Raw genomic sequence first — 22,732 nt, forward strand, 5'->3', positions numbered from 1 at the left:
CTCAACGACCGAAAGAGACCCCGGTCGTTGAGCGAGGAGCGCAGCGACGAGACGAAACGCGCCTCCTCGGTCGGGACGACGTCATGACGGTGCGCGCGGTCGCGGCCGTCGACCTCGGGGCGACCAGCGGGCGTGTCATGATCGGGCGCGTCGGCGACGGCGTGCTCGAGCTCGAGCTCGTCTCGCGCTTCCGCAACGGGCCCGTCGAACGCGAGGACGGCCTGCACTGGGACTTCGCAGCCCTGTACGAGCACATCGTCGAGGGGCTGGCCCAGGCGATCCGCCGTGAGCCGGCGATCGAGAGCATCGGGATCGATTCCTGGGCCGTCGACTACGGACTCCTCGCCGGCGGAGAGCTGCTCGCGGAGCCCTTCCACTACCGCGACGAGCGGACCGCGCGCGGGGTCGAAGAGGTGCACGCGATCGCGCCGTTCGCCGAGCTCTACCGCCGCAACGGCCTGCAGTTCCTGCCGTTCAACACGCTCTACCAGTACCGCGTCGACACCCGTCTCGCCGACGCCGACGTAGCCCTGCTCATCCCGGATCTCCTCGCCTTCCTGCTCACCGGCGCGCGCGTCGCCGAGCGCACGAACGCGTCGACGACCGGTCTACTGGGCGTCGAGAGCGGCGAGTGGGACACGGAGCTCGCCGACCGCCTCGGCATCCCGTCGGCGCTGCTGCCCGAGCTCGTCGACCCGGGGACCCTGATCGGCGAACTGCGTCCGGAGCTCGCCGCGCGCATCGGCGCGACGCTGCCCGTCATCGCGGTCGGGTCGCACGACACCGCTTCCGCCGTCGCAGCCGTGCCGATGACCTCGCCCTCTGCCGCCTACATCTCCTGCGGCACGTGGGGACTGGTCGGGCTCGAACTGTCGGATCCGGTGCTGACGGATGCCGCGCGCGACGCGAACTTCACCCACGAGCTGGGCGTCGACGGCCGCTACCGCTTCCTGCACAACGTCACAGGGCTCTGGCTGCTCAGCGAGACGGTGCGCGCCTGGGAATCCGAAGACGGCGCACCCGTCGATCTGCCGGAGTTGCTGGCCGCGGCATCCGCCGTCGACGGGACTGTGCCGCTCTTCGATGCGAACGATCCGTCACTCAACGCCCCGGGTGATATGCCGGGGCGCATCGCGGCACTCCTGCGCGCGACCGGCGCTGAACCGCCGACCGACCGGGCCGCGTTCGCCCGCAGCATCGTCGAGTCGATCGCCGCCGCCTTCGCCGAGGCGATCACCACAGCTGCCCGGTTGTCCGGACGCCCGATCGACGTGATCCACCTCGTCGGAGGAGGCTCACTGAACGCCCTCCTCTGCCAGGCGACCGCCGACCGCACCGGGCTCACGGTGCTGGCGGGTCCTGTCGAGGCGACAGCGCTCGGCAACGTGCTCGTGCAGGCTCGCGCCCTGGGCGCCGCGCCCGCGACGCTGGAGGAAATGCGCGCGCTCGTCGCCGCGACGCACGCCCCGCGGCGCTTCACACCGCATCCCTGACATCGGCGGAGCATCTCGCGCCACCTTGACACCTGTTGCCGCAATCAGCAGGCCGTAGCGACAACAGGTGCCACCTCCGAAGCACTCGCACATCGGAACTTGACACCTGTTGCCGCTATCAGCAGCCCATAGCGACAACAGGTGTCACCTCCGCAACTGCGGTGTCACCTCCGCCACTAGTCGGCGACGGCACCGCCGGCGTTCGCGGCCGCGAGCAGCTGCTCGACCTGCTCGTGCGACACGTCGACCCCGGGGAACCCGATGAGACGCCCGATCGGGAACGAGGCCATCATCTTCTCCATGGCCTCGTCGTTCGGCATCATGGATGCCGCAGAGGAGTCGGCGCCCGACAGCTCGCCGAGGAAGCCGCCGAGCGCACCCATGACGATCGGGCCTGCGACCGGGTGCGCCACGACATCGCCGATCGAGGAGTTCAGGTTGAGCGGCAGCAGCACGTCGTCGCCGTCGACCTGCACGGATGCCGACGAGCGGATGTCGCGGCTCGACGCGGCGACATCCACCGTGTACTCGCCGCCCTCCACGATCCAGCTGTCGACCCGTACGTCCCAGTACGCCAAGTCCTCGCGGCGCACGACCAGCTCCACCGTGCGGGTCTCCCCCGCGGCGAGCGGCACCGAGGCGAACGCCTTGAGCTCGCGCGGCGCGCGCTGCACGATCGATCCGGTCCGCGCGACGTAGACCTGCACGACCTCGCGACCGTCCACGTCTCCCGTGTTCGTGACGTCGAGGCGCACGACGATGTCGCCCGCCCCGTCGACCTGTGCTGTCGCCGGCCCGTATCCGAAGGTCGTGTACGACAGCCCATGGCCGAACGGGAACGTCACGTCGAGTCCCTTGGCGTCGTACCAGCGGTAGCCGACCAGCAGCCCCTCGCCATAGCGGACGTGGCCGAACTCGCCGGGGAAGTTGCCGAAGGAGGGGTTGTCCTCGAGGCGCACCGGAACCGTCTCGGTGAGCTTGCCCGAGGGGTTCACGGCTCCGTAGAGCACGTCGGCGACGGCGCTGCCGCCGGCCTGGCCGAGCAGCCAGCTCTCGACGATCGCCGGGACGCGATCAACGAAGGGCAGGGCGACCACGCCCCCGTTGGACAGCACGACCACGGTGCGCGGGTTCGCCTCGAGCACCGCGTCGAGCAGGGCGAGCTGCACCGCGGGGAGATCGATGTGCTCACGGTCGAAGCCCTCGGACTCCTCCGCCGCGGGCAGCCCGAGGAAGACGACGGCGACGTCCGCGGCCGCGGCGACCGCGACCGCCTCCGTGCGGAGTTCATCCGCCGAACGGCCGGATGCCGCGATCGCGCCGCCCTCGACGGCGTAGCCCGCAGCGTGGGAGACGTTGTCGCCCCCGACGGCACGCAGCTCGTCGAACGCCGCGTCGACACGTGTCGGGTTGATGAGCGAGGACCCCGCGCCCTGGAACCGGGGCTCGGTCGCGAACGCGCCGATGACGGCGACCTTCTTCGCGGGAGCCAGCGGCAGCAGCGCCCCGTCGTTCTTCAGCAGCACGATCGACCGACCGGCGGCTTCGCGGGCGAGTGCATGGTGCGCATCGACGTCGAGCGGGCCGGCGACCGCGGGCCGCTCTCCGGCCTTGCGCACGAGGTCGACCACGCGCGCGGCGGCGGTGTCGAGCACGCTCTCATCGAGTGCTCCTGCGCGCACCGCCGCAACCAGCTGCGCGTCGGTGCGGCCGCCGGATGCCGGCATCTCCAGGTCGAGCCCCGCGGCGACGCCGGCGACGCGATCGTTGACCGCGCCCCAGTCCGAGACGACGAGCCCGTCGAAGCCCCAGTCATCGCGGAGCACGCTCGTGAGCAGCCACGGGTCCTCCGAGGTCCAGACGCCGTTGAGCTTGTTGTACGAGCACATGACCGTCCACGGCGCAGCATCCTTCACGACCCGTTCGAAGCCGCGCAGGTAGATCTCGCGCAGCGGGCGAGGATCGACGTCCGAACTTGCACGCATCCGGTCGAACTCCTGGTTGTTCGCGGCGAAGTGCTTGAGCGAGGTGCCGACGCCCTGCGACTGCACGCCGCGCACGGATGCGGCACCGAGGATGCCGGAGACGATCGGGTCCTCGGAGAAGTACTCGAAGTTGCGACCGCACAGGGGTGAGCGCTTGATGTTGATGCCCGGCCCGAGGACGACCGCGACGTCTTCGATCGCGGCCTCGACGCCGATCGCCGCGCCGACGCGCTCGATGATCTCGGGATCGAAGGACGAGCCGATGCCGACCGCGGGCGGGAAGCAGGTCGCCGGGACGCTGCTGGCGAGACCCAGGTGATCCGTGCCGCCGCTCTGCTTGCGGAGGCCGTGCGGGCCGTCGGTCATCATCACGCCCCGGATGCCGGCTCGGTCGACCGCTTTCGTGGTCCAGAAGTCCGCGCCGCTGGTCAGCGACGCCTTCTCCTCGAGGGTCAGGTCGGAGGCCGAGATCTCGGTCATGGTCTTCCTTTCGCAGCGACGGCGGTGTCCTTGCGAAAACTATATGCGCTTCAGTATTAGATTCCAAACGTCATTCAGGATTAGTCTCGAGTCATGGCTGCCCGAGGTTCCTATGCGAAAGGCGTCGCACGACGCGAAGAGATCCTGGAGAGCGCCCTCGACGTCATCGGCCGCAAGGGCTACCAGAACGCCTCCCTCAAGGAGATCGCCGAGGTCGTCGGCGTGACCCCCGCCGCCCTCCTGCACTACTTCGGCTCGAAGGAAGAGCTCTTCACCGCGGTGCTGCGCAAACGCGACGAGCACGACGGCCTCGAGCCCTCCGTGCTCGACGCCCAGGATGCCGTCGAGGGCTTCCTCGAGGTCATCCGCCACAACACCCAGGTCCCGGGTCTTGTCGCCCTGTTCTCACGCCTCTCGGTCGACGCCGCCGACCCCGCGCATCCCGCCCACGACTACTTCCTCGAGCGCAGCGAGCGGCTGCGCTCGACCATCGCCGAGAGCTTCTCCTCCGAGCAGCAGCGCACCACGCTCGACCCCGACACGCTGGCACGGATCATCCAGGCCGCGTCCGACGGTCTGCAGCTGCAGTGGATGATCGACCCCACCGTGGACATGCCCGGCATCATGGCCGCGCTGATCGACGCCCTCCAACCGGCGGCCGCGAAGACGACCGACTAGCGGACGTTTCCGTTCGAGCAGGTCTGCTGCGCGGCGGAGTTTCCCTTGATCGTGTCCGGGAGCGCGACCACGGACGGGTCAGGAGTCGCGCCTTCGACCGGGGCCGCGGGGTCCTGGACGACCACGCCGTCGTTGCTGGTGTTCTGGTGCGTGACCTGCAGCTTCGCGTTCGCCGTGATGGCATCCCACATGATGCTCGCCGCCTGCTCGTTCGGCACGACCTTGTTGGGATCGTCGCTGTCGCCGACGGTCGGGTACTGCAGGAAGACGATGTCATCGAAAGGCACCGACTTCACCGCCAGCGCGATCTGCACGATCTTCATCGGATCAGCGAGCGAGGTGCTGGTCTCGAGGTTGTTGAGGCCGATGTTTGCGAGCTTGAGCATGACCGGCACGTTGCCGAGGGTGTCGCTGCTGATGAGCGCGCGCGTCAGGCTCGACATGTACTGCTGCTGGTTGCCGATGCGGCCGAGGTCGCTGCCGTCGCCGACGCCGTGCCGGGTGCGGAGGAACTGCAGCGCCTGAAGCCCCTGGAGGTAGTGCGTTCCCGCCTCCATGTCGAGGCCCGTGTAGACGTCGTCGATCGGGCTGGCGAGGCAGACCTCGACGCCGCCGATCGCGTTCGTGATCTCGATGACGCCGCCGAAGGTGACGGAGGCCGCGAACTGGACCTCCTGCCCCGTGAGCGCGGAGATCGTCTTCGCGACGCAGTTCAGTCCGGCGTCGGTGTAGGCGACGTTGATGGGCTGCTTGCTCATGCCCGAGTGCACTTCACCTTCCGGGTCGGTGCACTCCGGGATCGGGACCATCAGGTCGCGCGGGAAGCTGATGACGGTGATGCGACGAGGCTCCTGCGAGACGTGCACCAGCAGGTTCACGTCGTTGAGCGTGCCTTCGGAGTCCGCTCCGGTGCAGCGGTCGCCGAAGAGCTCCTTGTAGTTCTCCTCACAGGTGTCGACACCCGTGAGGACGAGGTTGAAGCCCTCCTTGTACTCGCCGATGTCCGGCGGCACCTGCTCCTGACCTTCCAGATCGACCGCGTTCGCGGACACCGTGCTGGAGAAGTCGTAGAGGATGTACGCACCGACGCCGAACCCGCTGACTAGCACCACGGCGAGGCCGATGGCGAGGAACTTCATCAGCTGACCGACCGCGCCGGGGGTCCGCTGCTGACCGTGTCGCGCGATGGTGCGACGCCGTCGGGAGTTCTCGCTCACTCGTGGCCTTTCGGGTTCAGTATGCGGAGGGTGTGGGATTCGAACCCACGAGACATCTCTGCCCACTGGTTTTCAAGACCAGCTCCATCGGCCGCTCGGACAACCCTCCCGACAGACGAATCTGCCGACAACGCGTGAGTCTAGCCGAGTTCTATTCTGACGCGTCGACCTGGGCGGGTGCTGGAAGCGTGTCGAGAGCAGCCGCCAGGCCGCCGTCGACCACGTCGTCCGTGATCTCGCCCGCGGCATTCTTCACCTCGTCCGGAGCCTGCCCCATCGCCACCGCGCGGCCCCCGTGGGACTGCGCCCAGCCGAACATGCCGATGTCGTTCCGGCCGTCCCCGGCCACGAACACGCGGCTGCCGTCGACGCCGAGCGCGGTGCGCACCTGCTCCAGCGCCGTGCCCTTGTCGACGCCCTGCGGCGCGATGTCGAGCCAGGCGGTCCAGCCGATCGCGTAGGAGACCTCGTTGAGTCCGGCATCCGACACCAGCCGGTGGAAGTCCTCCTCGTCATGCCCCGGCGAGACGACGACGATGCGCGAGACCGGCTCGGCTCCGAGCTCGTCGAAGTCGACCTGGCGGCCGCCGTCGAGGGTCCAGTCGTCGAGCTGGGCGGTGTACAGACGCTGCGCCGATGCGAGCTCGACCATGTAGCGCGCGTCGGGCAGGCGCTCCTGCAGCAGCGCGAGGACCGGCCGCGGGTCGAAGGTCTCGATCTTCCAGCGCTCCCACTCCCCGTCGACGCGGCGCATGGTCACAGCGCCGTTGGAGCAGACGACGTACTCCGCCGTCAGGCCCAGTTCCTCGACGTAGCGTCGCGTCGCCATCCAGCTGCGGCCGGTGGCGATCGTGACCTCGTGCCCGGCTTCCCTGACACGGGTGATCGCCTCGGGCACGCCGGGGCTCATCGTCTCGTCCTGCAGCAGTATCGTGCCGTCGACATCGAGGCCGACGAGCCAGGGTTCGCTCATGAAGTGGGTTCCTGAGCCTGTCGAAGCGCGGCATCGTCGACCCACCCGAGCGGGCGGATGACGTCGAGTCCTCCGAGGTACGGTCGCAGCACCTCGGGCACGCGCACGGAGCCGTCGGCCTGCTGATGCGTCTCGAGCAGCGCGACGATCCAGCGCGTGGTGGCGAGGGTGCCGTTGAGCGTCGCGACGTGCTGCGTCTTGTTGTCGTGGGTCCCTGAGCCTGTCGAAGGGTCGCTGGCCGGACGATGCCGCACATCGAGTCGCCGCGCCTGATACGTCGTGCAGTTCGAGGTCGACGTGAGCTCGCGGAACGCACCCTGGGTCGGAACCCAGGCCTCGATGTCGTACTTGCGCGCGGCGCTCGATCCGAGGTCGCCGGCCGCGACGTCGATCACGCGGTAGGCGAGGCCGAGCGAGGTCAGCATCTCCTCCTGCAGCGCGACGAGGCGGAGGTGCTCGGCCTCGGCGTCCTCGGGGTTCGTGTAGACGAACATCTCGAGCTTGTTGAACTGGTGGACGCGGATGATGCCGCGGGTGTCCTTGCCGTGCGAACCGGCCTCCCGGCGGTAGCAGGTGGACCAGCCGGCGTAGCGGAGGGCGCCGTCGTTCAGATCCACGATCTCGTCCTTGTGGTACCCGGCGAGCGCGACCTCGCTGGTCCCGACGAGGTAGAGGTCGTCGTTGTCGAGGTGGTAGACCTCGTCGGCGTGCTCGCCGAGGAAGCCGGTGCCCTGCATGATCTCCGGGCGCACGAGGGTCGGCGTGATCAGCGGCACGAAGCCGTTCTGCAGCGCCTTGTCGAGCGCGAGGTTCATGAGGGCGATCTCGAGGCGGGCGCCGATGCCGCGGAGGAAGTAGAAGCGCGCGCCCGACACCTTCGCACCGCGCTCCATGTCGATCGCACCGAGGAGCTCGCCGAGTTCCAGGTGGTCGCGGGGCTCGAAGTCGAACGCGGGAACGTCGCCGACCCGGCGCAGCTCGACGAAGTCGGCCTCGCCGCCGGCCGGCACACCGTCGATCACGACGTTCTCGATCCGGGCGAGGGCGACGGATGCCGCTTCCACCGCCTCGTTCGCCGCGACCTGGGCCTGCTTGACGCGCTCGGCGAGCTCCTTGGCTTGGGCGACGAGAGCCGCCTTCTCGTCCTTCGGCGCCTTCGCGACCTGCTTGCCGAACGCGTTCTGCTCGGCGCGCAGCTCCTCGAACGTCGTCAGCGCGGCACGGCGCGATCGGTCGGCCTCGAGCGCGGTGTCGACGGTGCCCTGGTCGTTTCCACGGGCAACCTGCGAACGGCGGACGATCTCCGGATTGTCGCGGAGGAGTGCGAGGTCGATCATCCACCAAGTCTAGAGCGCGTGCCCGGGGCTTCAGCCGCCGGAGGGGAGGGGCGAATGGCGGGATTAGAGTAGCGCCATGACCACGAGCGATTCCGCCCGACGACAGGCGGCGCTCGTCTACAACCCGATCAAGGTCGACGGCAAGCGTCTCCGCGGCGCGGTGCGCGATCTGTCGAGGGAAGCCGGCTGGGAGCATCCGGCCTTCTACCCGACCAGCATCGAGGATGCCGGACAGGCGGCGACCGCGCAGGCCCTGGCCCGTGGCGTCGACGTCGTGCTCGTGGCGGGCGGTGACGGCACCGTGCGCGCGGTCTCCGAGGCGATCGCGAACACCGGCGTGCCGCTGGCGATCCTGCCGAGCGGCACGGGCAACCTGCTGGCGCGCAACCTGGGACTCCCGCTCGGGGACCCGAGGGAGATGATCCGGGCAGCACTCGGCGACTTCCGGCATCCGATCGACATCGGCTGGGCGCGGGTGAGCCGCGCGGACGGCGAGGAGTCCGAGCACGCGTTCGTGGTGCTCGCCGGCATCGGCCTGGACGCCGACATGATCGCGAACACGCGCTCCGACCTCAAGAAGTCCGTCGGCTGGATCGCGTACGTCGACGGGGCGGCACGGTCGCTCCCGCGGGCCCGGCCGTTCCGCGCGGTCTACCAGATCGACGACGGACGCCTGCATTCGACGAAGGTGCACAGCATCCTGTTCGCGAACTGCGGGACGCTCCCGGCCGGGATCGCGCTGATCCCCGACGCCTCCATCACCGACGGGACGCTCGACGTCGCCGTCATCCAGCCGACGGGGGTGCTCGGCTGGCTCGGCGTGTGGCGCAAGATCTGGTGGGACAACTCGGTCCTGCGGCGCTCCCGGGCCGGACGCCGCGTCCTGGAGCGCCGCGGCCGCGACGCCTCGGTGCACTACTTCCGCGGGGCGGCGGCGGAGGCCGCGGCGCCCGGCCCGACGCCCGTCGAGCTCGACGGAGACGAGTTCGGCGAGGCGGTGCGCATCACCTGTCGGGCCGACCCCGGCGCGCTGCTGCTCGCGCTGCCCGCCGGGCACCCGGTGTCGATGCTCTGAGTCCGCGGAGCCCCCAGGCGTCGGTCAGCTGCTGTGCACCTTCACGGCGCCCTCGAGGCCGCCGCCGGCGAGCGTCAGGGTGAAGTCGTCGTCGTCCACGTCGTCGTCCGGGAACGCGATGATCGTCAGCCGTGGCGCCATGTCCATGGTGCACATCTGGTCGGCATCCGTGACGAACGTCACGGTGCCCGCATTGCCTGCTCCCTCGACGGACTCGACGACCGGAGGGCACCCCGAGGAACCCCAGGTGAGCAGCACCAGACTCTCGTCGTCGAACCAGCCGGCCGACGGCTGATACTCCGTCGAGGTTCCCGGCTTCCCGGTGAAGGCGGGGTCGCCGTCGAGCTCGACATCGTCCACGATGTCCCCGTAGGTGACCTGCAGGGTGATCTCGGCCGTGGGATCGACGCCCTCCGGGAGAGCCCCGATGCTCGCGCGCGGAGCGAAGTCGGCGGTGCAGACCTTCTCCTTGCCGTCTTCGGCGTCGAGATCCACGAGGTTCAGGGTGACCGTCTGGCCGTCCGCCGAGACCTCGTCGACCTGCGGGATGCAGCTGGACGATCCCCAGGTGACGACGGCGAACATGCGACCCTCGTCGAGGAGCACACCCTCGATGTCGCCCGCATCGTCACCGGTCGTCGCGCTCGGCACGGGGGAGTTCGTCGGCGTCACGGCACCTGGCGTCGCCGTGCAGCCCGCGCTGAGCAGCACGACCGCGGCGAGGGACGAGAGGACGGCTGCGAGACGCGTGCGTGTGGCCATGGTCACAGGGTACCCGTCCGATATTCCGGTTTCACCCCCGAGCCCGACAGGGGCATGGCTGCTACTGCAAGGCGGAGGTGAGGCGGGCGAGGTTGTCGAGCACCGTCGATCGGAGCGGCTGCTGCATCCACTCCTCCAGCGTCAGCTCACGGCTCAACGAGCGGTACTTGTCCTCGACAGCGCGCATCTCCGAGACGAACTCCTCGCCGCGCACGAGCATCGAGACCTCGAGGTTCAGACCGAAGGAGCGCATGTCCATGTTGCTCGAGCCGATGACCGCGACCTCGTCGTCGATCGTGAGGCTCTTCGTGTGCAGGATGTAGGGCTTGCGGTACATCCAGATGCGCACCCCCGCCTTGAGCAGCACCTCGTAGTAGCTGCGCTGGGCGTGGTACACCATCGCCTGATCGCCCTCCTCCGAGACGAACAGCTCGACCTCGACGCCCCGGTCGACCGCAGCGGTGACGGCGAGCAGCAGCGCCTCGTCGGGGACGAAGTAGGGGCTGACGATCATGATGCGGTGCTTGGCCGCGTAGAGCAGGCCGAGGAACAGGCGCAGATTGTTCTCGACCTCGAAGCCGGGACCCGACGGCACCACCTGGCAGTCCAGGTTGCCCGAGCCGATGTCGGCATGGGCGATGTCGATCTCCTCGAGCACCTCATCGGTCTCGCTGTACCAGTCGCTGAGGAAGATCGCGTTCACGCTGAGCACGACCGGCCCGTCGATGCGGACCATGAGGTCGACCCAGTTCAGGCCGCGCTTGATGTTCTTCGGCAGGTTGTAGGTCGATGCCGTGACGTTCTGCGACCCGAGGAAGGCGACCTTCCCGTCGACGACGAGGAGCTTGCGGTGGTTGCGCAGGTCGGGCCGCTGCATCTTCCCCTTGAGCGGTTGCACCGGGAGCATCAGCTGCCAGTCGGCGCCCATGGCGTTCAGCCGCTTGACGGTCGCCCGGTAGCGCGGCTTCCAACGGTTCGCCCAGTGGTCGAGGAGCACGCGCACCTCGACGCCACGAGCCGCGATCTCCTCCATCGCCCGGAAGAAGTTGTCGGTCGAGTCGTCGGACTGAAGGATGTAGAACTCGATGTGGACGTAGTCCTGCGCCTCGCGGATCGCGTCGGCCATCGCGTCGAGCGATTCCTGGTAATCCGAGATGAGGTGCGCCCCGTTGTCGCCGGAGAGCGGCAGGGCGCCGAGCCTCTGGTTCATCTCCACGATCGGGCCGAACCAGCCGGGCGCATGCGGGCGAAGAGTCCCGAAGTGGAGGTGCTCGCTCGTCTGCGCGATGTACTCGTTGATCTGATCCTGCTTGCGCCGGCGGGCACGCGGGAGGCGCGGGTTTCCGATGAGCAGGAAGAGGAACACACCGATGAAGGGGATGAAGAACACGGCGAGGAGCCAGGCCATCGCGGCGGTGGGGCGGCGATTGCGCGGGATAACGATGATCGCGGTGGTGCGGATGACGAGATCGAGGAGCAGCAGGAACGCGGCGATCCACCAGGCCACGCTCTCCGGCGTCATCGTCTCCCCTTGCTCCCACGGCGTCGATCGCCGGGGGCTCGCGCGGTCACCCGCGTATTGGCTACACAGTAGCCGATGGCTCGGACGCGCTCAGAGGCGAGGAGGGAGGCCGCGCGCCGCGCGCTCCTCGGCCTCGATCTGCGCGTGCACCTTGCGCTCGGTGCGGTCGAAGCGGAGGATGCCGCGGAGAACGAAGAAGAACACGACGCTCACTCCGATGGTCGGCAGGATCGACCATGCGGCAGCGAGCCAGAAGTTCTCCATGGGTCCATGGTACGCGAGCCACTCTTCGTCCACAGTCGTCGCCGTTCAGGGAACTCCTCCACAGGAGGCGATTTCGCGCCACGGGGCTGTGCCGTTCGCGCACACTCCTGGAATGACCACCGTGCTCCATGCTTCCGATTCCGCCGATTTCCTCCGCGTCGTCCCCGCCCTCGCCGGCTTCACGCCTCGCCAGAGCATCGTGCTCCTCCCCTTCCGCGGCTCACGCAGCTACGGGGCGATGCGCCTCGACCTCCCCGTTGAGGGCCTCTCCCTCGAGGAGTACGCCGACGCCGCGGTCGGGTTGCTCTCCCGCGTGGAGGGGACCGATGCCGTCGCCCTCGTCGTCTACACCGATGCGGAGGCGCACCCGACGCGCGACGGTCTCGTCCTGCCGTTCGCCGTGGCGGTCGACGAGCTGCTCGGCTGCGCGGACGACGCAGGGCTCCGCGTCGTGGACGCCCTCTGCGTGACCTCGGGCGGTTGGTCGAGCTACCTCATCGACGAGCCCGTGGTCGGCGCGCTCTCCGATATCGGGGCCGCGTCCGTGCCGCGGTCCGACGCTGACGTGTCCGGAGACCAGTTCGCCGGCGTCGAGCTGCCGACCGCCGACCTCGCCGAGAAGGAGCGCGTGGGCCGGGCGTTGCAGGAGCTCACCGAACTGCTCGGTCGTGAAGGGCACAGCCCCCTGACCGGCCGCGAGAATCCCCTCCTGCTCGCGTCGCTCGGGATGCTGGAAGACATCCCGGCGTTCTTCGAGTCGGTCCTGCGCACGTCGGAGGATCTCCCGCCGTTCGCCACGGCCGCCCTGCTCTGGTGTCTCAACCGGCCGCTGTTCCGTGATGTCGCGATCACGCAGTGGGCGACGGATCTGGCGGGCGGCATGCGCACCCTCGACGCGCAGCTCAACTTCGCCGGCTCCGGTGCGACGGTCCCCGATGATCTCGGCCTCGTCTTCCTCGGCCGCGGTCCCGCTCCCGATGTCGAGCGGCTCCGTGTCGCCCTCTCGGTCGTCCGGTCGGCGGCGGCGCGAGCGCCCCGCGCTTCGAGGCCTGCGCCGCTCACTGCGGCGGCGTGGCTGTCGTGGGCCCTCGGACGGTCGACGCACGCGGGCCGCTACCTCGAGATGGTGCACGAGATCGACCCGCAGTACGGGCTCGCCGAACTGCTCGGCACGATGATCGGCGGCGCGATGCTTCCCGAGTGGGCGTTCCGGCGCGGTCCGGTGGAATGACCGCGCCGCGCCGCTACTTGACGAGCGGGAAGAGGATCGTCTCGCGGATGCCGAGCCCCGTGATCGCCATCAGCAGACGGTCGATGCCCATGCCCATGCCGCCGGACGGCGGCATGCCGTGCTCGAGGGCCCGCAGGAACTCCTCGTCGATGGGCATCGCCTCGACGTCGCCGCGAGCCGCGAGCTTCGCCTGCTCGCGGAACCGCTCACGCTGGATCACGGGGTCGACGAGCTCGGAGTATCCGGTCGCGAGTTCGAAGCCGCGGATGTACAGGTCCCACTTCTCCACGACGCCGGCGATGGAGCGGTGCTCGCGCACCAGCGGCGAGGTGTCGACGGGGAAGTCCATCACGAAGGTCGGACGCACGAGGTCGCCCTTCACGAAGTGCTCCCACAGCTCCTCGACGAGCTTGCCGTGCGTGGCCTGCGGCGGAAGGTCGACCCCGCTCGCCTCGGCGAAGGCGATCAGATCCTCGACCGCGTCCTGCGGGGTGACCGTGCGACCGGATGCCGCGGAGAGCGACTCGTACATCGAGATGCGGTCCCACTCGCCGCCCAGGTCGTACTCGGTGCCGTCGGCCCAGGTCACCGTGGTCGAGCCGGTCACCGCGATCGCGGCCTGCTGCACCAGCTCCTGCGTGAGCGCGGCCATCTGGTTGTAGTCGCCATAGGCCTGGTAGGCCTCGAGCATGGCGAACTCCGGGCTGTGCGTCGAGTCGGCGCCCTCGTTGCGGAAGTTGCGGTTGATCTCGAACACGCGCTCGATGCCGCCGACGACGGCGCGCTTCAGGTAGAGCTCCGGCGCGATGCGCAGGTAGAGCTCGGTGTCGAAGGCGTTCGAGCGGGTGACGAACGGGCGGGCGGATGCTCCGCCGTGCTGCACCTGCAGCATCGGCGTCTCCACCTCGAGGTAGTCGTGACCCGTGAAGGTGGCGCGTAGGCTCGCGTTCACGGCCGCACGGGCCCTGACCGTGGTTCGGGCCTGCTCGCGCACGATGAGGTCGAGGTAGCGGCTGCGGACGCGGCCCTCCTCGCTCAGCTCGGAGTAGGCGTTGGGCAGCGGGAGGATCGCCTTCGATGCGATCGCCCAGGCGTCAGCCATGATCGAGAGCTCACCGCGACGGCTCGAGATCACCTCGCCGTGCACGAACACGTGGTCGCCCAGGTCGACGAACTCCTTCCACTCCGCGAGCGATTCGTCACCGACGTTCGCCAGCGAGATCATCGCCTGGATGCGGGTGCCGTCGCCGGCCTGCAGCGTCGCGAAGCAGAGCTTGCCGGTGTTGCGGCTGAACACGACACGTCCCGCGACGCCGACGACGACGCCGGTCTCGGCTCCCGCCTCCAGCGCGTCGTACTGCGCGCGGAGCGCCGGAATGCTGTGCGTGACCGGAACGGCGACCGGGAAGGCACCGCCTGCGGCATCCGCCCGCTTCTCGATCAGGCGCTCGCGCTTGGCGAGGCGGACGGCCCTCTGCTCGTGAGTGTCCTCCTCGGTCGAAGGGTCGGCCGAGGCCGATTCGGGCGCGGCGGACGCGTCAGTCATGTGCGGGGCTCCTTGGAAGTCGTCCCCAGTTTACCGAGCCGACGTACCGCCTCCTTCGCGCTGGCTGGGTAGCCTCGAAGAATGACCGTCACCCGGATCATCCGCGCGTTCGCCGCCCTCGCCCTCGCCGTCGCCGCGGTCGTCGCCCCGGCCTCGGCGGTCGCCGCATCCGAACCCGTCGCCGCCCGGGCACCGGGGGCAGCCGCGCACGCCGCAGTGCAGGCCGACGTCGATGACTTCTCCTACGCCTCCTGGGATGCGATCTACGAAGTCGGACTCGACGACGACGGCCGCGCACGGATGCACGTGACCGAGACGCTCGTCGCCCGCTTCCCCGACTACGACCAGAACCGCGGCATCGTCCGCGGCCTGCCGACGTCATACGAGGGCGCGGACCTCGGCACCCGCGTGCTGTCGGTGAAAGACGCGGAGGGCGCGGCCGTGCCGTACGAGACCGACGGGGAAGACGGTCTGCTCTTCGTGCTGACCGGAGACGATGACTACGTGCGGGGACTGACCACGTATGTGATCGAGTACGAGATGCGCGACGTCATCCTGGCCGCGGACGCCTCGAGAGGTGCGCGCGGCGAACGCGAGGGAACCCCTCGGGTGGACGAGTTCTACTGGGACCTCCTCCCCCTCGACAGCACGCAGCCCATCGAGCGCTTCCGCGCCGACGTCGTCTTCGACGCCGCGATGAGCGATCGACTCACCGGATCCGCGAGCTGCTACACCGGATTCTCGGGATCGACCGCCGAATGCCCGATCCAGGGACCGGCGGTCGACGGTGGGGTGGCGACGTTCCGGGTCGAATCCGGCGAGCGCCCACCCGGCGACGGGGTGACCGTCGCCATCGGCTTCGAACCGGGGACGGCCGTGCAGCCGCCCGCCCGGACGCCGAATCCGGCGGCCGACTTCGCGCCCTTCCTTGCGGCGATCGGCGCTGCGGGCCTCTCGGTGGGCGCCTGGGTGAGCGTGTCGGCCCTCCAACGCCGCCGCCGCACCGCCACCGGCATCGTCGTCGCGCAGTATGACGTGCCGGACTCGATGCCGCCGCTGCTCGCTGCCGCGATCGTGCCGGGCGCGAAGGACACCATCCCGGCCGAGATCGTGCACCTCGCCGTGCGCGGCACCTTGCGCATCGAAGAGGGCGGCTCGCCGGAGAACCCGCGCCTGCGACGCATCCCCGGCTCGCGCATCCCCGACCAGCTCGACGTCGAAGCGCTGGACGCGCTGTTCCTGCAGGCGAACGCCGGCGGGGTGGTCGACGTGCCCAGTGCCAGCGAGGCGTTCGCCGGCCGGATGGGCGCCCTGGAGCAGAGCGGGAAGAAGGCTGCCGATTCGCGCGGCCTGACCACCACGGCGCGCAGTCGCGGAGCAGCGATCATGCAGTGGTGCGCGATCGCCGTCGCCGCGGCGGGCGTGGGACTCGCGCTGTGGGGCGTGATCGGCGGTCGCCTCTCCGCTGTGCCCGCACTCGTCGTGATCTCCTTCGTCATCGTCCTCGTCCTCATCGGCAGCTTCTACTCGTTCGCGAAGCACACCGTGCTGACCCCCGAGGGCGCCCGGGAACTCGAGTATTTGAAGGGTGTCGAGGAGTTCATCCGCGTCGCCGATGCCGACCGGCTGCGCATGCTGCAGTCCTACAGGGGCGCCGAACGCCGTCAGGACGGCACCGCCGACGTCATCCACGTGTACGAGCATCTGCTCCCCTACGCGATGCTCTTCGGCATGGAGAAGGAGTGGGGCGACGTGCTCGAGCGCGCCTACTCCCTCGAGCAGCGCGGCCCGGGCTGGATCGGCGACCCCACCTCCCCCTATCTCGGCGTGTATCTCTCCGCCTTCACGTCGTCGTCGCACGCCGCCGCGACCTACACCTCGCCATCTGCGGGGACCTCGTCGAGCTCGGGAGGGTCGTTCGGCGGCGGCTTCTCCGGCGGCGGAGGCGGCGGAGGGTTCTCCGGGGGACGCTGACTCGGGACCTGCGCGCGCGTCAGATCAGCGGCGGAGGATCGGATGCTTCGCGGAGCGCGCGCTCGACCGTCGACTGCACGAGCGCCGAGAGATAGCCACCGGGGTTTTCCACGCCGATCTCGCGCAGCCGTGCCGTCGACTGCCCGATGATCGACCGGGAGAACTCCGTCGCGGCCTGGATGGCGTCCGCGTAGGCGGGGCGATCCTCCTCGGCGATCACGATCGGCTCGCAGCCCATCTCCACGGCGAGCGCCTGCGCGATGGGCAGCACGGGGGCGGGGGCCGTCACCGCCGCGAAGCCGGCCTGCAGCTGCCGCAGGTCGATCGAGGTCCCCGTGAACGTGATGGCGGGGTGCACGGCGAGCGGGATCGCACCGCGCTCGGCGGCCGGCCGCAGCACATCGGTGCCGTGCGCCGGATCCGTGTGCAGCACGAGCTGGCCGATCTGCCACCCGCCGACCTCGGCGATGCCCGCGACGAGCGAGGCGAGCTGGTCGGTCGGCACGGCGAGGATCACGAGCTCCGCCCTGCGCACCACCTCGAGGGCGTCCAGCACCGGCACCTCGGGCAGGACGGCCGAGGCGCGCTCGTCATCCGATCCGCTCGTGATGCCGACGATCGCATGACCGGCGCCGCCGAGCGCGGCCCCGATCACGGGTCCGACACGGCCCGCGCCGATGATGCCGACGCCGAGACGCCCGTCGCGCACCACGGCGTCACTCCCCGTTCGTCGCGGGCGGAGCGGGAGGTGCAACCGGCGGCGCGGGAGGCGCGACCGGAGGAGCCGGAGGCGCGACGGGAGGCGCAGGCGGCGCGACGGGAGGAGCCGGAGGTGCGACGGGAGGCGCGGGAGGTGCAACCGGCGGCGCGGGAGGCGCCACCGGAGGAGCGGGAGGCGCCACCGGAGGAGCGGGCGGAGGCGCATACGTCGGCGGTGCCGGCGGCGCGGGAGGCGCAGGCGGCGGCGCGACCGGAGGCGCAGGAGGAGGCGTCACCGGCGGCGCAGGCAGCGCGACCGGCGGCCCGGAAGGCGCCGGAAGGTTCGTGTACGCCGGCGGCGCAGAGGCCGGAGGCGCAGGCGGAGCGGCAGGCGCAGACGGCGCCACCCCGGCGTGCTCGCTCCATCGATGACTGGTGTCCCTCGACGCGGCCTCGGCTGCGGCGCGGCTGACATCCCCGAGCAGTGCCAGGGCATCCGCGCGCTCGAGTCCGGAGAGGTACCCCGTGATGGGGCCGGGTGCCGTGTGCACCTGCGCACCGGAGACGCGCTGTGCCCGGTCGATCGGTCCCTGCGAGAGCGAGACGCCCTGCAGACGCGCGAGCGGGAAGACCGCGAGCTTGCGCCACACGAATCCGCGGCGCAGCAGCAGTCCGAAGTCGGCGATCGCATACCCGTGCCGCTTCCACGACAGCGGACGACGCCATCCGGCCCTTCGCGGCATCCGCCGGAACGGGTCGCCCTCGGCCGGGCCGACGATGCCCTGCTCCCAGAGGAACGGGATGCTCGCCGCCGGAACATCCGGCAGCACCAGGCCGAGCACGCGCTCCACGTCGGCGCGCTTGCCGACCGGCAGCACCACGTTGAACTGCTGGGCGTTACCGGACTGCTGCGCCGCCGCGCTCTTGCCGCTCATCCGGTTGATCTTGATCGTCCACCAGCCGAAGGGTCGCCACAGGAGCGACTGCGAGACCTCGACCGCGAAGATGCGTCCCGGCGGGAGCGTCTCGGTCACCGTCGTGAGCAGACCGTACGTGATGCGCACGCCGTCCGGCGTGGGCGCGATCGAGTAGCGCAGCGACTTGGAGATCTGGGCCCAGGTGATACCCACCACGGCGATGACCATGGGGATGCCCATGGCGAGGCCGATGCCGAGCAGCACCACTCCTCCGCCAGTGTCACCGTCGGCGACCAGGCCGATGATCGTGCTGCCGAGCGCGATCGCGAAGATCACCCCGAAGAAGAAGAGCCACAGCAGACCCGAGATGAGCTGCGACCCGATCAGACGTCCGGTCGGGATCTTCACCACGCTCTCCGGGGCGACGTCGGCCAGGTCGACACCGGCGATGAGGCTCGTGACGCCCTCGTTGACCGAGCCGCGCAGCTGCGCCCGGGTGGAGGCCGGGACTGCCGCGGCATCCGCCCCCGTGGTCGGCGCCTGCGGGTTGAGCGCCGCGTGACGCGCGGCCCGTGCCCCGGAGGCGAGGCGCAGGATGTCGGCGCGCACCGACTCCGCGCGCGTCGTCGCGAGGTACTCCAGGTCGACGTTCGCGTCATTGCCCGCACCGACCACCTCGAGCTTGGCGAGTCCGATGATCCGGGCGGGGAACGGACGCGTGAGGTTGACGCCCTGCACGCGATCGAGCGGCGCGCGCCGGTGCGAGCGGAAGACGATGCCCTTGCGCACCTCGACGTGATCGCCGGTGATGCGGAACTGGTGGAACCGCCACAGCATCCAGAAGACGAGCACCAGCACGACCACGAGACCGAGCACCCCGAGGAGCACCAGCAGGATCAGGTTGTTCTCGAACACCCAGTCGACCGGGTCTCGACCGGCGTAGTCGCTGTAGTGCACCTCTTCCGGCGTGAAGAGCGTCACCAGCCAGGTGATGATCCGGTCGCGCATGTTCGCGATCAGGACTCCGGCGACGATGATCAGCACCAGCCCGCCCTTGAACAGGGGCGTCAGCGGATGCATCCGGTGCCATTCGCCGTCCGCCAGGGTCGTCGACGGGTCGCCGACCTGCGTGGGCGCCGGTGCGTTCGGCGCGGCGGGGAACTGCTGCTCGCTCACAGGCCGGTCCGGCGGGTCTCGGCCACTTCGATGAGGGTGTCGCGCAGCGCTTCGGAAGCAGCCTGGGTCAGGCCCGGGATCTGCACGCCGGTGGTGGCGGCGGCGGTCACCATCTTCAGCTGCGAGATACCGAAGGCGCGGTCGAGCGGCCCCTGCGTGATGTCCACGAGCTGCATGCGCCCGTACGGCACGGCGATCATCCGCTGCCACAGGATGCCCTTGCGGAAGACGATGTCGTCGGCACGGAGCATGTAGCCGATGGCCCTGGCCTGCCGCGGGAGGATGATGAGCGCGATCACCGTGAAGAGCAGGATCGCACCGGCGGGGATCCACACCCAGTCCTGCTCCATGAAGATGTTGAGCACGACGGCGGCCACGACGACCACGACGATGAAGATCACGTTCTGCACGATCTGCGAGACGACGTAGCGCGGGGAGATCTGGTGCCAGGTGCCGTCCAGTTCCAGCCGCGCCTCGTTCCGCGCCGTGCGCAGACGCGTGTAGGTGCCCTGGTCGAGGGCGTCGAGGTCAGTGCCCTCTGCCGGGTTCAGGGGCGCGGTCTCTGGGTTCTGAGTCATCAGGATCCTTCGGCAGGGTGCAGAACTGTTCGGCGACGAGCGCGGCGATCACGAGGATGATCGCGCTCCCGATCAGGGCCAGCATGGCCACAGTCGACCCTACCGGCGGATCGATGGGGCGGGTGAGGAGGAACACGAGGAGGCCGGCACCGAGGCCCGCCATGATCGCCCCGAGCAGGCTCGAGGCACGGGCGAGGGTGGCCGCGCGGAGTGCGCGGAACGGGTCGATCCGGATGCCGGAGCGCACGCTGTGCCGCACCGGCCAGGCGACCCCGAGGGATGCGCCCGCGATGAGCAGGAGCAGGACGGGCAGCAGCAGCGACGGGGTGAACGTGGCGCGACCGCTCGCAGTCAGCAGATGATCCACGAGGTAGCCGAGCCCGACTCCGAGCAGGGCGAGCACGGCGAGCAGGCCGGGCGATGTGCGTCTCATCCATCGCCCCCGGCGCGCAGGTCCGCCGCGAGGTCGGCCACCCTGCCGTGCCCGATGAGTTCCGCGTCGGCGTCGAGGTCGAGCCACGGGTCGAGCACGAAGAGGCGCTCCGCCGCGCGCGGGTGCGGGAGCTGCAGATGCGGCTCGTCTGAGACGACGTCTCCGTAGGCGATGAGATCGAGATCGAGGGTCCTGTCCCCCCAGCGCTCGCGGCGTTCGCGGCCGTTCTCGTCTTCGATGGCGTGCAGCATCCCGAGCAGGATCTCGGGCGCGAGCCGGGTCGTGACCAGGGCGACGGCGTTGACGTAGCCGGGGGCCTCGGGGTCGGGTCCGTCCACGCGCAGCGCGACGGTCTCGAACAGGTGGGACAGCCGCACCTCGCGGACCAGCGGCAGCCGCGCGATCCGTTCTGCGGCGGCGCGGATGGTGGCGTGACGCTCGCCGAGGTTCGCGCCGAGGGCGACGACCGCGACGGCCTCCGGTCGGCCGGGCCGACGCTCTGGCGGATCCATGGGCTGGGCGAGATTCCGACTCATGCGGTGATGTCCTCCAGGCCGGGGGTGGTGCGGGTGCGGTGCACGGTGACGGCCACGTCGGTGAACGTCAGCGGGATCGGGGCGTGCGGCTTGTGGACGGTCACGGTGACGCCCTGCACACGGAGGTCTTCGAGGGCTGTGACGGCGATCCGTTCGGCGAGCGTCTCGATGAGGTTCACGGGCTCCCCCGCGACGACGGCGGCGACCTTCTCGGCGAGCTCGCCGTAGTGCACGGTGTCGCGCACGTCGTCGGATGCCGCGGCCTGGTCCAGCGCCAGGCGAAGGCGGAGATCGATCGTGAACTCCTGGCCGTCCGCGCGCTCGTGGTCGTAGACGCCGTGGCGCCCGAACACGGTCAGCCCGGTGAGGGAGATCTCGTCGAGGAAGTCCATGTCCCTAGCGTACGTGGGCGGTCGGACCGCCTCACCCCGTCCAGGCGTGGGCGATGGCGAGGGCGTCGCGCGTCGCGGCGACGTCGTGCACCCGGACGGCCCAGACACCGGCGCGCGCGGCGAGGGCGCTGGTCACGGCGGTGGCGAGGTCGCGGCGGGCCTCCGATATCCCGTCCGTCTCGCCGGCCTCGGCCTGCAGCGTCTCGGCGAGGAACCGCTTGCGGGAGGTGCCGATGAGCACCCGGGGGCCGAGCGCCACGATCTCGTCGAGCCCGCGCAGGACGTCCCAGTTCTGGGCGCCCGCCTTGGCGAAGCCGATGCCCGGATCGATGATCAGGCGCGAGGGGGCGATGCCGGCGGCCGCGGCCTCGCCGATGCGCTCCTGCAGCTCGCCGGCGACCTCCCTGGCCGCACGGCGGTACTCGGCGTTGGCGTACATGTCGGCGGAGAATCCGCGCCAGTGACCGATCGCGTAGTCCGCGCCGGACTCGGCCACCGCCGCGCGCATGTCGGGGTCGGCGAGGCCGCCCGAGACGTCGTTGACGATCCGCGCACCGGCGCGCACGGCCGCCGTGGCGGTGGCTGCGCTGAGCGTGTCGATGCTGACCGGCACGCCCGCCGCCGCGAGCTGCTCGATCACCGGGATCACGCGCTGCTGCTCGACATCGGAGCCGACGCGCTCCGCGCCGGGCCTGGTCGACTCGCCGCCGACGTCGAGCACGCTCGCGCCGTCGGCACGCAGCCTCAGCCCGTGTGCGACGGCGTGGTCGACCTCGAGATAGCGCCCGCCGTCGCTGAAGGAATCGGGCGTCACGTTGACGATGCCCCAGATCCCGGTCATCCAGACGTCCCGGAACCCTTGGCCTGGGTCGCTGAGCTCGTCGAAGCGCCGATCAGCGTGATGAGCTCGGCGCGCGCCGCGGCATCCGTGTACTCGCCGCGTGCGGCGATCGTGAGCGTCGACGCCTCGGTCTGCCGGCCGCCGCGCATCGTCACGCAACCGTGGCTGGCGTCGAGCACGACGAGGACGCCGCGGGTGTCGAGGTGCTCCGCGATCGTGTCGGCGATCTGCTCGCCCAGACGCTCCTGCACCTGCGGACGGGCGGCGAGGATCTCGACGACGCGCACGAGCGCGCCGAGCCCGACGACCTGCTCGCCCGGCAGATACGCGAGGTGCGCGTGACCGGCGAACGGCAGGAGGTGGTGCTCGCAGACGGAGCGGAAGCGGATGTCGCGCAGCAGCACGGCGCCGGAGGGGAGCGTGTCGGGAGCGGGTCCGCGCGCCACGCTGATCGTGCGCGCCAGCGGCTCCGCGGCATCCTCGCCGACGCCGTCGAAGAACTCCGAGTACAGCTCGGCCATCCGGGCCGGGGTCTGCTTCAGGCCGGGGCGATCCGGATCTTCGCCGATCGCCTCGAGCAGCTCCCTGGTGAGCCGTTCGACGCGCTGCCTGTCGACGGTCAC

21 protein-coding genes and 1 tRNA gene are annotated in these 22,732 nt (G+C 70.1%); 5 read left to right on the plus strand and 17 right to left on the minus strand.

The features are described 5' to 3' along the window. The first annotated feature begins 83 nt into the window (after positions 1-83). Positions 84-1,493 carry a rhamnulokinase gene (locus ABD648_RS09230; RefSeq protein WP_282214666.1) on the plus strand — a complete coding sequence of 470 codons (1,410 nt, stop codon included), beginning with the start codon at positions 84-86 and terminating at the stop codon, positions 1,491-1,493. 176 nt (positions 1,494-1,669) lie between these two features. Here ABD648_RS09230 and ABD648_RS09235 read toward each other — a convergent pair whose 3' ends face one another. Continuing rightward, the gene (locus ABD648_RS09235; RefSeq protein ID WP_282214667.1) at positions 1,670-3,958 is read right to left on the minus strand and encodes a glycoside hydrolase family 3 C-terminal domain-containing protein; all 2,289 of its coding nucleotides are present in this window, start codon (positions 3,956-3,958) and stop codon (positions 1,670-1,672) included. Between the two features lie 93 nt (positions 3,959-4,051). Between ABD648_RS09235 and ABD648_RS09240 the strand changes: the two genes are divergently transcribed. Beyond that, positions 4,052-4,636: a TetR/AcrR family transcriptional regulator gene (locus tag ABD648_RS09240; protein ID WP_282214668.1), complete on the plus strand. Its 585-nt coding sequence runs from the start codon at positions 4,052-4,054 to the stop codon at positions 4,634-4,636. On the opposite strand, the gene ABD648_RS09245 is transcribed toward ABD648_RS09240, so the two are convergent. The 4 genes from ABD648_RS09245 to serS form a co-directional block, all read right to left on the minus strand. After that, on the minus strand, positions 4,633-5,853 hold the full coding sequence (locus tag ABD648_RS09245; RefSeq protein ID WP_282214669.1) for an LCP family protein: 1,221 nt from the start codon (positions 5,851-5,853) through the stop codon (positions 4,633-4,635). The two genes, ABD648_RS09240 and ABD648_RS09245, sit on opposite strands and share 4 nt — an antisense overlap. 24 nt (positions 5,854-5,877) lie before the next feature. Continuing rightward, a tRNA-Ser gene (locus tag ABD648_RS09250) sits at positions 5,878-5,962 on the minus strand. 42 nt (positions 5,963-6,004) lie between these two features. Beyond that, positions 6,005-6,826, minus strand: coding sequence for an HAD family hydrolase (locus tag ABD648_RS09255; RefSeq protein WP_282214670.1), 822 nt, complete (start codon positions 6,824-6,826; stop codon positions 6,005-6,007). Continuing rightward, positions 6,823-8,163: a serine--tRNA ligase gene (gene serS, locus ABD648_RS09260; protein WP_282214671.1), complete on the minus strand. Its 1,341-nt coding sequence runs from the start codon at positions 8,161-8,163 to the stop codon at positions 6,823-6,825. Before serS ends, ABD648_RS09255 begins: the two co-directional genes overlap by 4 nt. Positions 8,164-8,239: 76 nt before the next feature. On the opposite strand from serS, the gene ABD648_RS09265 reads away from it, so the two are divergent. Beyond that, complete coding sequence (locus ABD648_RS09265) at positions 8,240-9,238, plus strand: diacylglycerol/lipid kinase family protein (RefSeq protein ID WP_282214672.1); 999 nt, start codon at positions 8,240-8,242, stop codon at positions 9,236-9,238. A gap of 24 nt (positions 9,239-9,262) precedes the next feature. On the opposite strand, the gene ABD648_RS09270 is transcribed toward ABD648_RS09265, so the two are convergent. The 3 genes from ABD648_RS09270 to ABD648_RS09280 form a co-directional block, all read right to left on the minus strand. Continuing rightward, positions 9,263-10,000 carry a hypothetical protein gene (locus ABD648_RS09270; protein WP_282214673.1) on the minus strand — a complete coding sequence of 246 codons (738 nt, stop codon included), beginning with the start codon at positions 9,998-10,000 and terminating at the stop codon, positions 9,263-9,265. Between the two features lie 61 nt (positions 10,001-10,061). After that, positions 10,062-11,522, minus strand: a complete 1,461-nt coding sequence (cls, locus tag ABD648_RS09275) for a cardiolipin synthase (protein WP_282214674.1) — start codon at positions 11,520-11,522, stop codon at positions 10,062-10,064. Positions 11,523-11,612: 90 nt separating this feature from the next. After that, entirely contained in the window at positions 11,613-11,786 is a 174-nt protein-coding gene (locus ABD648_RS09280) for a hypothetical protein (RefSeq protein WP_282214675.1), read from the minus strand. A gap of 112 nt (positions 11,787-11,898) precedes the next feature. On the opposite strand from ABD648_RS09280, the gene ABD648_RS09285 reads away from it, so the two are divergent. Next, on the plus strand, positions 11,899-13,017 hold the full coding sequence (locus tag ABD648_RS09285; protein WP_282214676.1) for a DUF4192 family protein: 1,119 nt from the start codon (positions 11,899-11,901) through the stop codon (positions 13,015-13,017). 13 nt (positions 13,018-13,030) lie between these two features. Here the strand turns inward: ABD648_RS09285 and lysS are convergent, their stop codons facing one another. Next, a complete protein-coding gene (gene lysS / locus ABD648_RS09290; RefSeq protein WP_282214677.1) occupies positions 13,031-14,563 on the minus strand; it encodes a lysine--tRNA ligase in 1,533 nt (510 codons plus the stop codon). Between the two features lie 81 nt (positions 14,564-14,644). Here lysS and ABD648_RS09295 point away from each other — a divergent pair, with 81 nt between their 5' ends. Continuing rightward, positions 14,645-16,537 carry a DUF2207 domain-containing protein gene (locus ABD648_RS09295; protein ID WP_282214678.1) on the plus strand — a complete coding sequence of 631 codons (1,893 nt, stop codon included), beginning with the start codon at positions 14,645-14,647 and terminating at the stop codon, positions 16,535-16,537. Positions 16,538-16,556: 19 nt separating this feature from the next. On the opposite strand, the gene ABD648_RS09300 is transcribed toward ABD648_RS09295, so the two are convergent. The 8 genes from ABD648_RS09300 to folE are packed head-to-tail and all read right to left on the minus strand — an operon-like array spanning position 16,557 to position 22,732. Next, positions 16,557-17,249: a DUF2520 domain-containing protein gene (locus ABD648_RS09300; protein ID WP_282214679.1), complete on the minus strand. Its 693-nt coding sequence runs from the start codon at positions 17,247-17,249 to the stop codon at positions 16,557-16,559. A gap of 4 nt (positions 17,250-17,253) precedes the next feature. Beyond that, complete coding sequence (locus tag ABD648_RS09305; RefSeq protein WP_282214680.1) at positions 17,254-19,329, minus strand: PH domain-containing protein; 2,076 nt, start codon at positions 19,327-19,329, stop codon at positions 17,254-17,256. After that, the gene (locus tag ABD648_RS09310; RefSeq protein WP_282214681.1) at positions 19,326-19,907 is read right to left on the minus strand and encodes a PH domain-containing protein; all 582 of its coding nucleotides are present in this window, start codon (positions 19,905-19,907) and stop codon (positions 19,326-19,328) included. Before ABD648_RS09310 ends, ABD648_RS09305 begins: the two co-directional genes overlap by 4 nt. Beyond that, positions 19,858-20,340, minus strand: coding sequence for a DUF3180 domain-containing protein (locus ABD648_RS09315; protein ID WP_282214682.1), 483 nt, complete (start codon positions 20,338-20,340; stop codon positions 19,858-19,860). The genes ABD648_RS09310 and ABD648_RS09315 overlap by 50 nt, the downstream gene beginning before the upstream one ends. Continuing rightward, on the minus strand, positions 20,337-20,876 hold the full coding sequence (folK, locus tag ABD648_RS09320) for a 2-amino-4-hydroxy-6-hydroxymethyldihydropteridine diphosphokinase (RefSeq protein WP_282214683.1): 540 nt from the start codon (positions 20,874-20,876) through the stop codon (positions 20,337-20,339). Before folK ends, ABD648_RS09315 begins: the two co-directional genes overlap by 4 nt. Next, positions 20,873-21,268 carry a dihydroneopterin aldolase gene (gene folB, locus ABD648_RS09325; RefSeq protein WP_282214684.1) on the minus strand — a complete coding sequence of 132 codons (396 nt, stop codon included), beginning with the start codon at positions 21,266-21,268 and terminating at the stop codon, positions 20,873-20,875. The genes folK and folB overlap by 4 nt, the downstream gene beginning before the upstream one ends. 31 nt (positions 21,269-21,299) lie before the next feature. After that, positions 21,300-22,109 (minus strand): dihydropteroate synthase, encoded by an 810-nt coding sequence (gene folP / locus ABD648_RS09330; protein WP_282214685.1) that lies wholly within the window; start codon positions 22,107-22,109, stop codon positions 21,300-21,302. Further along, positions 22,106-22,732: a GTP cyclohydrolase I gene (gene folE / locus ABD648_RS09335; protein ID WP_282214686.1), complete on the minus strand. Its 627-nt coding sequence runs from the start codon at positions 22,730-22,732 to the stop codon at positions 22,106-22,108. Before folE ends, folP begins: the two co-directional genes overlap by 4 nt.

This window comes from Microbacterium luteolum (assembly GCF_039533965.1).
GTDB lineage: Bacteria > Actinomycetota > Actinomycetes > Actinomycetales > Microbacteriaceae > Microbacterium > Microbacterium luteolum.